Source organism: Streptococcus sp. 21.1 (assembly GCF_016648635.1).
GTDB lineage: Bacteria > Bacillota > Bacilli > Lactobacillales > Streptococcaceae > Streptococcus.
Map to the genome: position 1 here is coordinate 23622 of NZ_JACLQL010000014.1, position 16275 is coordinate 39896.

Below are 16275 nucleotides of genomic sequence, written 5' to 3' on the forward strand. Positions count from 1 at the left end.
TCCTTTGCTTGGATAAGTAGGCTGAAATGGCGTCTCTGTCTCGTTTCAATCGAAATAACATCAGCCTGTCTATGGGCAGGAAATAGGAGTAATAGTGAAAAAAATTAGTCAATCGATAATCACCAAACGTGTCTTATGGACACTCTTTTTCCTCTTTATTTATTGTTTGGGAAATCAATTGGTTCTACCGTTTGTGGATTTGAAAAATGCAAATATCTTTGGGGGAGCCATGGGTTCTTTGGCTTTCTCTAGTGCCATGATGGGTGGAAACCTCAGGTCCATGTCTCTATTTTCAGTGGGCTTGTCGCCCTGGATGTCGGCCATGATTCTCTGGCAGATGTTTTCTTTCTCTAAGAAAATGGGCTTGAAAAATCTTCCCATTGAGATTCAGGACCGTAGACGCATGTATTTGGCCCTAGGGATTGCCATTGTTCAATCTTTGGCAGTATCCTTGAATTTACCTATCGTTTCAGGGGTTAATGCTAGTCTCGCTATTTTCATGAATACCATTTTATTAATTGCTGGGACCTTCTTCTTGGTTTGGCTATCAGACCTCAACTCTCTCTTTGGGATTGGAGGCTCCATTGTTATCTTGATGGCAAGTATGATGGCCAATCTGCCCTATCAAATCATGGATAGTATTGAAAAGTTAGGTATCGGTTGGGATGTCTTGCTTCCTCTGATTCTATTCAGTTTGGTCTTCCTCTATATTTCAGGGGTTGTGCAGAGGGCTAGATACCGTATCTCAATCAATAAAATCAATATTCATAACCGCTTTAAACAGTATTCTTACTTGGATATTATGTTGAATCCAGCCGGAGGGATGCCTTTCATGTATGCCATGTCGCTGGTTAGTATTCCGCAGTATGTTTTTATGCTGATTCAATTTATCCATCCTGAAAGCAAGTGGACCAGTGGTGCCATCAAGGCTTTGACAGTCGGTCAACCTCTTTGGTTGGTTGTTTATCTGATTATGCTCTTCGTTTTAGGGTTAGCTTTTGCCTTTGTTAATGTCTCTGGTGAGCAAATCTCTGAGCGAATGCGCAAGTCAGGTGAGTATATCTACGGTGTTTATCCAGGCCAAGAAACTAGTGCCTATATCAACCATTTGGTTCTTAGACTTGGTTTTATCGGTGCCCTTTATATGCTCTTTATGGCAGGTGCTCCAATGCTGATTATCTTGGTCAATCCAGATTACCTACAACTGAGTATGATTCCTGGGACATTCTTGATTTTTAGCGGTATGATTTACAATGTTAACGAGGAAATGAAAGCCTTGAAGCTTAACACTTCCTACACCCCACTTTTTGAAAATGTATAAACTCTCACCCCTCGTGGGGTTGAGAGGCAGGCTGGTGATGAGTGATCGGTCTGCCCCTCAATCTCAAGTATTGTGATGAAAAGACAATGAAGGAGAACTCATGTATTATTTTATTCCAGCTTGGTATGGACAGACGGATGAATTTTGGAAGACGGTCATTGATCCTTGGTACCGTATCCGCCAAAAAATTGAATTTGATGACAGCTTACACCAAGTTCGTATCTTTCAGGATGAGGACTTAGCCCCTCAGCTTTTGCTTTTGGCCTACCAACCACATTTGCGTTATTTCTTGCATCGTCATGATGTCTTGGAAGTTGGCTATACAGCTATTTTTGATTTGATTCAAGGTATTACTGATGAAGAGATGCGAAACCTTCAGGTGACAGATTTGGAATGGCCAGAAGGGTCTACATTTGTCCACACACCATTTGCAATTGTGGTTCAATGCCAACACCAGCGTTATGCCGAGGTTGAATTTGGATCAGAGGGATTTATTGGAATGATTCGCTACTTTAAGGATGAGCAGATCATTCGTGAAGATGTCTACGATGACCGGGGCTTTATTTCGAGTAGCCTTTATTATGAAGAGGGACAACCCATCTACCGAAACTACCTCAATGCCAAGGGAGTCTGGCAGCTTTGTCATTTCTTTGATGGACGTGGAATTGTAGCCAACCCTCGTACAGATGGCCGTTTTGAAAAGAGTTATTACGGTGACCTTTCAGAAGTTATCTGGGAATTTTTGAATAAATTCTTAGCTGAAGAGGTCAAGGCAGAAGATCGTTTTGTTATTGCGTCAGACTTGCGTCACAATAAACACCTCTTTGAACACTTGCCAGCAGAAAATATAAAGATTTTGACCTGGTTCGCAGAACGTAATCAGGAAGATAAGGTTGATGCTTATGCGGCCTTTCTTCCACAGGTGGACTTGATGATTGCGGATCGTTACGATTACTTGGAGCAACTTCAGGTTGCCTATCCAAAAGAGGCTAAGAAGCTCAAACACATGGCTTCCTTCGATACCCGTTTGGCTTTGGGAACCAGTCAACGTGTCAAAGAGTCTAAAATCTTTTATCAGGTTGACTTCGATCAGTTGGATTTAGAGGCTATTTATCAGGTCCTGGCTTTCGTGGCTAAGTATCCAAAGACACAGGTTGAGTTTGGAGCATTTAATGCCAATCCAGAGCAACTTGGTAGCCTGCAACATCAAGTGGAGAAAATGATTGAAGAACGTTTGAGTCCAGAAGTCTTTGAAGAAGTTGTGGAAAGTAGTGGTGCAGAAAATAAATTGGAGGAAAATAAGGAAATCATAAGCCGATTTTCTTTCCAAGACCTGCGTGACGAGACTGCTCTAATCAAGTCACTTCAATTTACACGCCTGATTGTCGACTTGAGTAAGGAGCCTAATCGTTATACACAGATTGCCGGAATTAGTGCTGGTATTCCACAGATTAACCGTGTGGCGTCTGAGTATGTGACTCATCAAGAGAATGGTTATATCTTGAAGCACTTGTCCGATTTTGAAAAAGGGGCTTACTACTATTTGGGACAGTTGAACAACTGGAACCGTTCCCTTATCTACTCTATTGAGAAAATTAAGGAAAATACAGGAGACCGTTTGGTGCAAAAATGGGAAAATTGGTTGAAGGAGGAGCAGAATGACCAAGGATAATCGTCTGAAGATACTACAAGTTGGATCATCCAACTGGTCAGAAAATCAGGAAATTCCTGAAAATATGAAATGGTATTATTGCAATCTTGGTCAGCTTGAGACCTTACAAGAAACCATCGAAGAAGACGAAATAAAGACTTTCACAGCTGTTATAGTGGACAGTCTTGCCGGTCTTGAGGAATTGATGGCTATTAAAGAGCATTTGATTCCTCACACTATTTTCTTTGATCAAACGATTGAAGTGCCAGATGAGAGCCTCCTTCAGTTTCTGAAGGAAATTTGCGCTGTCCCAACGGATTTTTCAAATCATGGTCAGTTGCTCTTTACCCTTTCTAAAGCGCTCTTTTCAGGGCAATACGGGGATAAGATGTCTCCTTTCACTACCCAGGTTAACCCCAATTTTACTGGTGAGGTGACCTACCACGGTCATGAAAATGTCATTTTAAAAGGTGATTATGGTCAAGATTTTAGTCCTGTCTTGGACTGGACCTATAATGTCAGAGCCAGCAAGGAAAATCCTATCGAGCTTTGGTTGGAATTTGAAAAAGAGGAGACTTGCGAGTGTCGTTTGATTCTCAATCTTTTGCCAGAAGGTTCGGTCGCAGGTATTTTTAAGACCTATATCGTTTCAGAAGAAGAAATGCGCAAGGGGGCCATTGTCCTTGATGAGGACACAACCTTCCTCTTGGCTGCTAGTCTTGAAATGAAGGGCAAAGGTCAGATTACAATTGGTGGTCTCCACCAACGTTTGACCCGTTTCCAATTCGGTAAATTTGTACTTGGTGGTGGTATTCTCCACGACAGCAAGCGTCAGGAAATCAACTATTTCTTTTATCCTGGGGATTTCAAGCCACCTTTGTCTGTTTACTTCTCAGGTTTCCGTCCTGCCGAAGGTTTCGAAGGTTTCGGAATGATGAAAGGGATGGGAACACCATTCTTGCTCTTTTCAGACCCTCGTCTCCAAGGGGGAGCCTTCTACATGGGAACTGAAGAGCTTGAAAATAGTATCAAGGACACCATCCAACATTACTTGGACTATCTAGGTTTTGACAATAGTCAACTCATTCTCTCTGGAATGTCCATGGGAACCTTCCCATCTATGTACTATGGTGCGGACTTTGAACCTCATGCCATCATCATGTCTAAACCCCTAGCCAATGTTGGAACTATCGGTAATCGTGCTAGACTTTTGGCACCAGAGGTCTTTCCAACAGGAATTGATGTCTTGCATTTGCAGACAGGACGCTTGGATAATGAGGGTGTTGAGGCCCTTAATCAGAAGTTCTGGAATAAGTTTGAAAAAGCAGATTTTTCAAACACGACCTTTGGTCTTTCTTACATGAAAGACGAGGATATGGATCCAACGGCCTATGAGGATATTACCAAGTCCCTCTATTATTCAGGGGCTAAGATTCTCAGTAAGGGAACATCAGGTCGACACAACGATGATTCATATACGGCGACAACTTGGTTTGTCAATTTTTACCGTATGATTTTAGAAAATGATTTTGGAAGGAAGGAGTAAGAATGTTCAGAAACAAGAAATCAGAAATCTTGTGGGGCTTAAACCACAAAGCCTATATGTATGGCTCAAAAATTGTTAAACGCCAAGATGGTTCTGTGCAATTTTACAATCCTTTGGTGCCATCAGGAACGGAAATCCAGTCTTGGGTGGCCATCCAAAACTATCAAGCTGCTCGTACCCAGCCTGCCCTCCCACTTTTGAAAAAGGGGCATAGCTACGACTTGACGGCCAATCTTGAAGCCGTCCCAACTGGCTCAGTATTTTTGAAAGTCAGCTTTTTGGACCGTTATGACAATGAAATTAAGCAGCTGATTGAAAAAAGTACCCACATGACCTTTATTTACCCTCATGAGGCTTATACCTATCGTATTTCCCTCTTGAGTGCTGGGGTCAAAGAGCTGGATTTCTACAGCTTAAAACTGGAAGAAACAGGAGAAGAACATGTTTAAACAACTGAATCCTATTCTCCCTGTTAAGGAGATACTCAAGGAAATCAACGGCCTAGCCGATGAAATGGCCGGTCTGAGCAACCTTGAGTTGAAAAATAAAACGCAGGAATTTAAGGAGCGTTTAGCCCAAGGAGAAAGCTTGGACGACCTCCTGCCAGAAGCCTTTGCAGTTGTTCGTGAAGCAGATAAGCGCGTGCTAGGTATGTTTCCTTATGATGTTCAGGTCATGGGGGGCATTGTCATGCACCAGGGCCATATCGCTGAGATGAATACCGGTGAGGGTAAGACTTTGACGGCAACCATGCCAGTCTACCTTAATGCCTTGTCAGGTGAAGGGGCTATCCTCGTTACGACCAATGAATACTTGGCTATCCGTGACGCCGAAGAAATGGGTCAGGTCTATGAGTTCCTAGGTTTGACGATTGGTGTGCCTTGTGTGGAAGGCAGTAATGAGATGGAACCAGCTGAAAAGCGTGCCATCTATCAATCAGATATCGTTTACACGACCAATGCCAGTCTAGGTTTTGACTATTTGATTGATAACCTTGCTTCTAACCAGGACGGGAAATACATGCGTCCTTTTAACTACGCTATCGTCGATGAGGTAGACTCTGTCCTTCTTGATAGTGCGCAGACACCCTTGATTATCTCTGGTGCGCCCCGTGTTCAGTCTAACTATTATGGAATGATGGATACGCTTATGACCACCTTGGTCGAGGGTGAAGACTACATCTTCAAAGAGGAAAAAGGGGAAGTCTGGTTGACCACTAAGGGTGCCAAGGCTGCTGAAAACTACCTCGGTATCGGCAACCTCTACGATGAGGAAAATAGTACCTTTGCCCGTCATTTGCTCTTTTCACTTCGTGCCCACTTGCTCTATAAAAAAGACAAGGATTACATCATTCGTGATGGTAAGAAGGGTCCAGAAGTGGTCCTTCTTGATAAATCGACAGGTCGTCTCTTGGAATTGACCAAGCTCCAAGGTGGACTCCACCAAGCCATCGAAGCCAAGGAATTAGTGGCCTTGTCGCAAGAAACCAGAGCCATGGCTTCTATCACCTACCAAAGTCTCTTTAAAAAATTCAAGAAAATATCAGGGATGACTGGTACTGGTAAGGTTGCGGAAAAAGAATTTCTCGATACCTATGGTATGAAGGTCATTCAAATTCCAACCAACCGTAAGAAACAACGTATCGACTATCCAGATAAGATTTATGCGACTCTGCCAGAGAAGGTCTTTGCTTCTTTAGAGTATGTTAAGCATTATCATGAAAAAGGCAATCCTATCTTGATTTTCGTTGGTTCGGTGGAAATGTCAGAGCTTTATTCTTCTTTACTTTTGCGTGAGGGGATTGCTCATAACCTCCTAAATGCCAACAATGCACCTCGAGAGGCTGAGATGATTGCTGAGTCAGGACAAATGGGTGCCGTGACAGTTGCGACTTCAATGGCTGGACGTGGAACAGATATCAAGCTCGGCAAGGGCGTAGCTGAACTGGGTGGATTGGTCGTAATCGGTACGGAACGTATGGAAAGTCAACGTATTGACTTGCAAATTCGTGGCCGTTCTGGACGTCAGGGAGACCCTGGTATGTCTAAATTCTTCGTCTCACTTGAAGATGATGTGATTAAGAAATATGGTCCATCATGGGTTCACCGTACCTACAAAGAATACGCCATTAATGATCACATTGAGCCTAAGGAACTGACCGGTCGCAAGTATCGTAAATTGGTTGAAAAAGCCCAAGAAGCTAGTGAGAGTTCTGGTCGTACCTCACGTCGTCAGACGCTTGAGTTTGCAGAGAGTATGAACATCCAACGTGAGATGATTTATGCTCAACGTGACCGTCTCATCTACCACAATCAAGGTTTGGACACTGTTATTGACGAGGTTCTTGACGATTTCATCGACCAAGCTATGGCTGAGGAAGATTTCTCAAAAGCGGAAAATCTTTACCATTTCATCTTGCGTAATATCAGCTTCCGCATCAATGAAATTCCTAAGGATTTAGACCTCAACAATCGTGAGCAAGTCTTGGAACTCATCTACCAGTTTGCCTATCGTGAACTAGATGCTAAGAAGCAGGAGTTGAAAACCAAGGAACTTAACGAGTATTTCCAACGCCTATCCATGCTTAAGGCTGTGGATGACAACTGGGTAGAGCAGGTAGACTATCTGCAACAACTCCAAATGGCTATCGGTAGCCAGCAACTCAGTCAAAAGAACCCTATTGTCGAATATTACCAAGAGGCATACAAGGGCTTCGAAGCCATGAAACGTCAAATCAGAAAGGATATGGTTCGTAATCTTCTCCTTAGTCAGGTGCAAGTCACTAAAAAAGGAGATATCATCAGCCATTTCCCATAAAATAAGGAAATTATGACAGTATATAACATTAATTTAGGCATAGGTTGGGCCAGCAGTGGTGTCGAATATGCTCAGGCCTATCGTGCTAAGATTTTCAGGGAAATGGGACAAGAGGCAAAATTTGTCTTTATGGATCTCATCCTTGGAGATAATATCGAGCATATGACTAGCAAGATTGGTTTTGCAGACGACGAAATCATCTGGCTCCATAGCTATTTTACAGATGTTAAGATTGCACCATCGACCATTAGCCTAGCAGAAATCGAGGCCGTCTTACCTGCCAATCCTGAGCGCAAGGAAGTTGCTGGTCGCCTCATTCGTTACCATTATCCACAGGATGATATGGTAGTAGCATGTAACCTTCGTGCGATAGACGAAGATGCAGTGGAGACAGTCAGCTACTTTGTCAATGACAAGCTCTTACGCAAGGATTTTTACTCTTACACCCGTTACTGCAGTGAGTATTTTGCGCCTAAGGACAATCAAGCCAAGGTTTACCAACGTCGTTTTTATAACGAAGATGGGTCTACAGCCTATGACATGATTGTCGGAGACAATAATCAGGATATCTATCGTTTTCCTGATCAGGTTCTTTATGGTAAGCAAGAATTCCTTCGCTATTTCTTCAAACGTCTAGCCCTAACCAAGGATGATGTGGTCATCTTGGACCGTGAAACAGGTATTGGCCAGTTGGTCTTTGAAGAAGCGCAAGCTGCTCGCCTAGGTGTAGTGGTTCACGCTGAGCATTTTAGTGTCAATCAAACTGATGGCAACTATATTCTCTGGAATAACTATTACGAGTACCAGTTTACCAATGCGGACAAGGTTGATTTCTTTATCGTGGCAACTGATCGTCAGAAGGAAATTCTGCAGGAACAGTTCCGTCGCTACACCAACCATGATCCAAAGATTTACACTATTCCAGTGGGAAGTCTACCTGAATTGGTTGGACAGGACAAGCCACGTAAGCCATTCTCAATGATTACGGCCTCACGATTGGCTCAGGAAAAACACATTGACTGGTTGGTTCGTGCGGTTATCGAGGTTCATAAGACTCTGCCAGATATCACTTTTGATATCTACGGTAGTGGTAGTATGGATGCCAAGTTGCGTGAGATTATTGTCGAAGCACAAGCTGGCGACTATATCCGACTCATGGGGCACGCTGACTTGACTGACATTTATAGCCAGTACGAGGTCTACCTAACAGCTTCAACCAGTGAAGGTTTTGGCCTTACTCTCATGGAGGCGGTTGGTTCAGGTCTTCCGATGATTGGATTTGATGTGCCTTACGGAAATCAAACCTTTATCGAAGACGGGGTCAACGGTTATCTTCTCCCTGTCGCTGAAAATCATGTTGTGGATGTCATCACCAAGTCCTATAAGGATGCCATTGTCCGTCTCTATGAAAAAGGCTATATCGAAGCCATGCGTCAAAAATCTTATGACCTTGCCAAAGCCTTCTTGACCAGTCAAGTCAAGGCAGCTTGGAAACAGTTACTTGAGGAGGTACGCTCATGATATTCTTATGTGATTACTACAATCAAGCCAGTAAGGATCTAGCTTACTCACTTCAGGTAGCAGGCTATGATGCCACAATAGTTGTCATCAATCCAGATGGTTTTCTCCCTCAAGGAGCTCTCTCTCCTTTCACCTATTATGTGGAAGCAGAAGAGGAAACTGGCAAACCACGCTTTTTCAACCAAGTTCCTGTGCCAGCCTTTTGGGAAATTTCAGGGAACAATCAGATGGCGCGTGTGTCTAATCTTACCGAAGAACGTGCCCGCATCACCTACCCAGAAGGTAGCAAGGCTCGTATCGTTAAAAGTGTCGAATGGTTAGACAAGTCAGGAAAAATTCGCCAAGTGGACCACTATAACAAATACGGATTCTGCTTTGCCAAAACCACTCATGATGAGAACGGTCAGGCAGTCTTTACCAGCTACCAAACCAAAGAAGGCGACGAACGTATCTTGGAAAATCATCTCACCAGTGATATTCTCTTGACTCTACCAGGACAAGCCCTTCGTCGTTTCGCCAACCGTACCGAATTTGTTAGAGCCTTCCTAGCTCAGGTCTTTGGTGATATCGATCACATTATCTTTAATAGCTTGGCAACACCTTTCGTCGTCTCATGGACTATGGAAAATAAGGGTGCCACTGATGTTCTTGTCTGGCAAGAGCCACTGGGTGATGTCCTTCCAGGCAATATGAATGGTATCTTAGAGGATAATTCAGCCAGAGCCAATGCCATCATCATTCCTGATAAGGTGACTTATGAAAAAGCCTTAACGTTAGTGCCTGAGGATAAAAAACATAAGGTCTTGTCACTTGGCTATGCCTATGACTTCAAGGAAAATCATGGCAAACCTCGTAATGCCTTTATTGCAACCAATTCAGACCAAATTGAGCGTTTAGAAGCCTTGGTTGAGTCACTCCCTGATGTGACCTTCCAGATTGCGGCAGTCACTGAGATGTCCCCAAGATTGCTCTCGATGATGCGTTATTCAAACGTTGTGCTCCATCCAAACGCTAGTCACAAGCAGTTGGACAAGCTCTATCAAGAGTCTGACCTCTATTTGGACATTAACCATCATAATGAATTGTATAAGGCGACACGAACTGCCTTTGAACACCAATTATTGATTCTGGCCTTTTCAGAAACAGCTCATGGACGTGATTATACAGCACCGGAGCATATCTATGCCAGTCAGAACTATCCAGCTATGGTTGCCAAGATTAAGAAGGTCCTAAGCGACAATCAAGCTATGCAAGAGGCCATGCAAGCTCAAGAAGCTCAAGCCAATACTCTGACTGCTTCTGAGTTGGCCGACCGCTTACAATCACTTTTAGGAGGAAATCATGTCTAAAAAAGATTTATTCTACGGTGACGTTGAAGGCCGTATGGAAGAACTCAAGCAAAAGCCTATCACAAAAGAAAAAGAAACCAGAGGAGAGAAGATTAACAAGAGCTTTTCAATCATGCTCGGACTTGTTATTATCATCGGTTTGATCTTCACCCTTATTGGTTTGTTGAGGTAGTCTTATGATGTTAGTATTTATGGTTCTAGCAGTGATTCTTTCGGTTGCCCTTATCGTCCTAGTGACCATCCAACCGCGTCAAACGCAGATTTTCTCAACGGATGCCACTAGTAATATCGGTAAACCAAGTTATTGGGCTAGCCAACCGATTCGAAAAATGTTGACCTTGGCTATCAGCATAGCCCTCTTTATCCTCTTACTTATTTTTATGATTGTTTCTTATAAGTAGAGGACTTCCTACCATATAATAGAAAGAAGTATGTCATGCGCGTACATTTTACGAATTTATTTGGGCAGTCCCCACGTAGTGTGGCCTTGATTGCCCAAAATGATACCATGAAGATTGCCAAGGAGCTTGGTGCCAATGAATTAGCAATCTATTTCTACGATAATAGCCAGGAGTCAAGTGGTGAATTAAATTCCCGCCTTGATGGTATTGTGGCAGGAGTGAGCTATGGCGATATTGTCTTCTTCCAGTCGCCGTCGTGGAATAGTGTCGCTTGGGACACTAGCCTCATTCATAAATTTAGGGCAGTGCAAACCAAACTTGTGATGTTCATCCATGATGTTCCACCTATAATGTTTCCTAGTAATTATTTCCTCATGCCTAACTACATTGAGATGTACAATCTTTGTGATGTCGTCGTTGTTCCATCAGAACAAATGCGTGATCGACTCATTGAGGAAGGGTTAACGGTCAAAAAGATTATTATCCAGGAACTTTGGGATTTGCCTCATAACCTTGACTTGCACAAACCAAGCTTCCAAAAGAAGCTCATCTTTGCTGGTAATCCAACTCGTTTCCCCCACATTCTCAACTGGCAGCAGGAGACACCTCTTCATGTCTATGCAGAAAAAGAAGAAGACAAGGATTATTCCAGAATTCAACTTGAAGGCTGGCGTAATAAACAGGAGCTCTTGTTTGACCTTTCTAAAGGAGGTTTTGGTCTTGTCTGGGGGAATTCAGAAAAATCTGAAGATGAGCTTGATTACTATAAGTTGAATATTTCCTATAAACTCTCTACCTATTTAGCTGCAGGCTTGCCAGTTGTGGTGCCTGACTATCTTTCAAATGCTGACTATGTCAGAGAACATGGCCTAGGCTTTGTCGTTTCGAGTCTGGAAGAAGCAGACCGTTGTGTACAAGAATGTACAGAAGAGCAGTATGCCCAGATGGTTGCTAACGCACAATACACTGCCTACCTCATTAGCAATGGTTATTTCATCAAGAAGCTTTTTATCGATGCTATCATGGCATTAAGCTAATAGAAAAAGGATTATCGAAAGGTAATCCTTTTTTTGTGACAAATCTGAGCATATATCTTGACTTTTTATAAATTATTCAAATCATTTTCACTTTAGACTTAAGGATTTAAGGAAGACCTGTCTCTAATTAGGATTAATGTTAAAAAATAGCCTTATAGATGTTAAGTATTTGCCTTAAATAATTGGTTGTAATTGTTTGACAATTTATCAAAAATGGAATTGTTGGATAATTTTAAACCGAACGATAGTCAGCTTAAAAATGAGAATAATAGAAACAAATAGCATAAAATAGGGGATTTCAACCGTTTGCACATAAAAACAAGGGTAATTGTTTACAGTAATCAGAAAATTCAGAATTGCGAAAACCTTACATTTTTTAGAGAAAATGAGACAAAAAAGAACAATTTTTAGTCAACTTGTGTTATATTATAAAATGTAATTTCCAGATTAGGAAATAACTCATATTTTTTAGGAGGTAAATATGTTTTTTAGACGTAACGAGGGAGAATTCCGCGAAACAGATCGCGTGACTCGCTTCAAACTTATCAAATCGGGTAAAAACTGGCTTCGTGCTGCAACATCTAACTTTGGACTTTTCAAAGTTGTTAAAGGTGGCGCAGACGCTCCGTCAGTAACAGTTCAAAATGTAGAAGAAAAATCTTCTCTTCTTTCAGGTACAGCTCTTCTTAAAGGGATCGCAGCAGCAGGTGCTGTGGCAGGTGGTGCAGTAGCAACTTACACTGCTCAAGCCGAAGAAACAACTGCACCAGCTATGGAAAGCCAAGCAACTACAAACCATGACGTATTGGCAAACTCTGATGCAGCTGTATTGAGCGCTGCTCCAGTATCTGAAACATTAGCTTCAGAAGCTCCAGCGGTAGCATCAACAAGCCAAGAGTCTACAAGCTCTTCAGTTGACGCTCAAGCAAGCACAGATGCTTCAGTTTCAGTATCACAATCTGTATCAGCAGAATTGTCACAAGCTATCTCAGAATCTGTATCACTTAGCAAAGTGAACTCAACATCTGAAAGCCAATCACACACTGAAAGCAACAGTGGTTCAAACTCAGAATCATCTTCAGCTTCAGAATCAGCAACTTCAACAGCTGCAACTGCATCAGAAACAGCTACTCAAGAAGATGAAAAAACTATCTTGGATCAAAACGTTTCAGAAGCAGAATTGCTTGTAGGTATCGCTAAAGATTACCAAGCTAAGTTGACTGATACAGCTGCTAAAGCTGAAATCCAAACTGCTATCGCAACAGTTCAAGAAGAAGTTGCTAAATCAACTACATTGCTTGCTGCAACAGCTACAAACGCTGCTTACGCAGAACAACGTGAGCGTCTTGGTAACGCTGTTGACAACATGATGACTAAGATCACTGACAACGGCTTCACAGGTAACTCAGTAGTTAACGGCGTTGCTGCAGTGACAGCTCAGTTGGCACCAATCTCAACAAGCACTACTGGTAGTGTAGATACTAACCCAGTAATTTCAAATGCGAATGGTGCAACAATTGAAGATGCAGCCTTCAATGAAGCTGGATATGCTTTGGATCCAAACGCTGATCGCTTTACTTTCGGTGTATGGCAATTCCTTAAAACAGATCACGCTACAGGTGCTAAAACAAACTTTGATTACTACGCTACTCTATCAGTAGACCGCTCAGCAATCACTGGTAGCCTTTCAGCTAACCCAGATGTTTACTTGCGTATTGTGAAGAAATCTGATGGATCAGAAGTTTACACTCGTACACTCAAAGCTGGAGAAAGCAATATTTCTCTTCCAAGCTACATCACAAACAACAACTCTGATGTAACTAATACTTTGACATACGCAGCTGCTAACGGTACAAATCCAGGTAACGTAACCTTCTCATTGGTAAATGCTAACCTTGAGTATGAAACACTTCAAATCCGTGATACAAACTACCCAGGTAACCAAGGTGAAGACAAACAAAACGTTCAAACGTCTGTTCCTTATGCTAAAGCTGATCAAACAACTTACTATAAAGTCGTTGACAGCAGCAAGTACACAGAAGGACAAACATACAAACCAACTGGAAATGAAACAGTTCTTGCAAGCTACACTCAAACAGGTCTTGCAGGTCAACAATTCACAGCTTCAGGAAACCGTGATGTTGCCGGTTACAAACCTGTAGCTGCTACAACAGATACAACTCAAAAAACGTCAGGTATTCTCGGTAAGGGTGTTGTTGGACAAAAACTTGTCGAACTTCAAGGTGGAGCAAACCACTACTACGTGAAACGTATCTCTGAAATCGTGGATACAGATGGTTCAACTGTAACAAAATTCTATGCTCTTGATCCATCTCAAGTTAACAATTTTGCTACATCTGATATTGGTACTGAAGATGTATCTAAGTACACACTCATCTACACAAGTAAAGTGAACAAGGCCGGTGAAGAGTGGAAAGCTGATGAGACAAAAGTTACAAAAGTAAACAGCAAAAATGGTGACTACTATATTGAAGTCAACGAAACTGCTGGAAGCAAATCCCTCATTATCACTGGTTGGTCGTCTACTACTGAGACAGATACTTATAAACAAATGGATGGAACTCTACACACTTATCCACGTCCATTTAAAGGTGCCCCAAGTACTTCATTGACACCTGCTGGTGCTGGTAACAACAGTTACAACGTAATCGCTGGTAAAGTTCCAGAAATCCAAGCAGAAGGATCTGTTGCGAATGATCCAACAGCACCAAATGGTAAAGTATACTCTGATTTGAAGGGTTACTCATCATTCTCTAACAACTACTCAATTCCAACTGCGATTAAACCTTCAACTGATGTGAACTATTACTTCGTGAAGATGAATGATTCAGAGTCTGCTTCTCAATCACAATCATTCTCAAACTCTGCATCAGAATCAGAAGTTGTGTCTAACTCACAATCTGTTTCACAATCACAGGCTGTATCTAAATCACAATCACAATCAGAATCAGAAGTAGTATCTAACTCACGATCTGTATCACAATCAGAATCAGAAGTAGTGTCTAAGTCACAATCTGTATCACAATCAGAATCAGAAGTAGTGTCTAAGTCACAATCTGTATCACAATCAGAATCAGAAGTAGTTTCTAAGTCACAATCTGTATCACAATCAGAATCAGAAGTAGTGTCTAAGTCACAATCTGTATCACAATCAGAATCAGAAGTAGTGTCTAAGTCACAATCTGTATCACAATCAGAATCAGCAAGTGCGTCTAAGTCAGCATCTGCATCAGAATCAGCAAGCGCCTCTGAGTCAGCATCTGCATCTGAGTCAGCATCTGCATCAGAATCAGCAAGTGCCTCTGAGTCAGCATCTGCATCTGAGTCAGCAAGTGCCTCTGAGTCAGCATCTGCATCAGAATCAACAAGTGCCTCTGAGTCAGCATCTGCATCAGAATCAGCAAGTGCCTCTGAGTCAGCGTCTGCGTCAGAATCAGCAAGTGCCTCTGAGTCAGTTTCAACTTCAGAATCTATCTCAGTTTCACTTTCACTCTCTGAGTCAACTTCAATTGTTACAAATAACTCAGAATCTGAATCAACATCTTCTTCTGAGTCAGCATCTGCATCAGAATCAGCAAGTGCCTCTGAGTCAGCATCTGCATCAGAATCAGCAAGTGCCTCTGAGTCAGCATCTGCATCAGAATCAGCAAGCACATCAGCTTCAGTATCTGCGTCAGAATCAGCAAGTGCCTCTGAGTCAGCATCTGCATCAGAATCAGCAAGTGCATCAGCTTCAGTATCTGCATCAGAATCAGCAAGCTCTTCAGAATCAACTTCTGTATCTGAATCAGTATCAGCTTCTGAATCATACTCAGCATCTGCTAGCCTTTCAGAATCTACATCAACTTCAACTTCAGTTTCAGAATCACTTTCAAGCTCTGAATCAACTTCAGCTTCAATTTCTGAATCAATGTCAGAAAGTGAAACTCCTAAAGTTGGTGAAGTAATCATCACTTACATCCGTGAGAATGATGGTAAAGAAATCCAAAAACCACGTCAAGATACACCAAACTCACCATATGACACTCCATATAACACAACTGAGGAAGGTGAAAAACCTAACACAATCAAGACTCCAGATGGTAAGACATACAAGATCGTACCAAAAGGTGACTACCCAGTAGGTAAAGTTGACGGTGACGGACACCTTGAATCATCTGATCCAATTAAAGGTAAAGTTGATAAACCTAAATCAACAATTACTTACGTTTATAAAGAAGTGAAGGGTGACGTTTACGTTCACTATAAAGACACTGATGGTAACACAATTAAAGATGATGTCACTGACGAAAAAGATCAACCAGTTGATAAAGATTACGATACAGTAATTGACAACCGTCCAAAAGAAATCCAATACAATGGTAAGACATATGAATTGGTACCAGCAGGTAACTACACTGTAGGTAAAGTTGACGAACAAGGTCACCTTGAGTCATCAGACGCTACAACAGGTAAGGTTATCGAAGGACGTAAAGACGTTACTTACATCTACAAACTCAAAGAACAACCAGCACAACCTAAGGGTAATGTATATGTTCACTATGTAGACACTGAAGGTAAGACAATCAAAGCATCAGTAACAGATGAATTCGCACAACCAGTAGGTAAAGA

General features: G+C 42.1%; 11 protein-coding genes. All 11 read left to right on the forward strand.

Annotated elements, in window-relative coordinates; genetic code table 11:
* Positions 1 to 94: 94 nt before the first annotated feature.
* Positions 95 to 1321 carry an accessory Sec system protein translocase subunit SecY2 gene (secY2, locus tag H7U01_RS08970; protein ID WP_073689876.1) on the forward strand — a complete coding sequence of 409 codons (1227 nt, stop codon included), beginning with the start codon at positions 95 to 97 and terminating at the stop codon, positions 1319 to 1321.
* A 100-nt stretch (positions 1322 to 1421) separates the two neighbouring features.
* On the forward strand, positions 1422 to 2993 hold the full coding sequence (gene asp1 / locus H7U01_RS08975; protein WP_070656008.1) for an accessory Sec system protein Asp1: 1572 nt from the start codon (positions 1422 to 1424) through the stop codon (positions 2991 to 2993).
* Positions 2980 to 4518: an accessory Sec system protein Asp2 gene (asp2, locus tag H7U01_RS08980; RefSeq protein ID WP_201041467.1), complete on the forward strand. Its 1539-nt coding sequence runs from the start codon at positions 2980 to 2982 to the stop codon at positions 4516 to 4518. Before asp1 ends, asp2 begins: the two co-directional genes overlap by 14 nt.
* 2 nt (positions 4519 to 4520) lie before the next feature.
* The gene (asp3, locus tag H7U01_RS08985) at positions 4521 to 4967 is read left to right on the forward strand and encodes an accessory Sec system protein Asp3 (protein ID WP_201041468.1); all 447 of its coding nucleotides are present in this window, start codon (positions 4521 to 4523) and stop codon (positions 4965 to 4967) included.
* The gene (secA2, locus tag H7U01_RS08990) at positions 4960 to 7335 is read left to right on the forward strand and encodes an accessory Sec system translocase SecA2 (protein WP_155198546.1); all 2376 of its coding nucleotides are present in this window, start codon (positions 4960 to 4962) and stop codon (positions 7333 to 7335) included. The genes asp3 and secA2 overlap by 8 nt, the downstream gene beginning before the upstream one ends.
* A gap of 12 nt (positions 7336 to 7347) precedes the next feature.
* Complete coding sequence (gene gtfA, locus H7U01_RS08995; RefSeq protein ID WP_201041469.1) at positions 7348 to 8856, forward strand: accessory Sec system glycosyltransferase GtfA; 1509 nt, start codon at positions 7348 to 7350, stop codon at positions 8854 to 8856.
* A complete protein-coding gene (gene gtfB / locus H7U01_RS09000; protein ID WP_201041470.1) occupies positions 8853 to 10205 on the forward strand; it encodes an accessory Sec system glycosylation chaperone GtfB in 1353 nt (450 codons plus the stop codon). The genes gtfA and gtfB overlap by 4 nt, the downstream gene beginning before the upstream one ends.
* A complete protein-coding gene (gene asp4, locus H7U01_RS09005) occupies positions 10198 to 10377 on the forward strand; it encodes an accessory Sec system protein Asp4 (protein ID WP_002883547.1) in 180 nt (59 codons plus the stop codon). The genes gtfB and asp4 overlap by 8 nt, the downstream gene beginning before the upstream one ends.
* Positions 10378 to 10381: 4 nt before the next feature.
* Entirely contained in the window at positions 10382 to 10606 is a 225-nt protein-coding gene (gene asp5, locus H7U01_RS09010) for an accessory Sec system protein Asp5 (protein ID WP_002883546.1), read from the forward strand.
* A gap of 35 nt (positions 10607 to 10641) precedes the next feature.
* Positions 10642 to 11643 (forward strand): sugar transferase, encoded by a 1002-nt coding sequence (locus H7U01_RS09015; RefSeq protein ID WP_037598851.1) that lies wholly within the window; start codon positions 10642 to 10644, stop codon positions 11641 to 11643.
* A 481-nt stretch (positions 11644 to 12124) separates the two neighbouring features.
* Positions 12125 to 16275 (forward strand): accessory Sec-dependent serine-rich glycoprotein adhesin (locus H7U01_RS10030; protein ID WP_260318085.1); only part of this gene is annotated, 4151 nt, incomplete at its 3' end.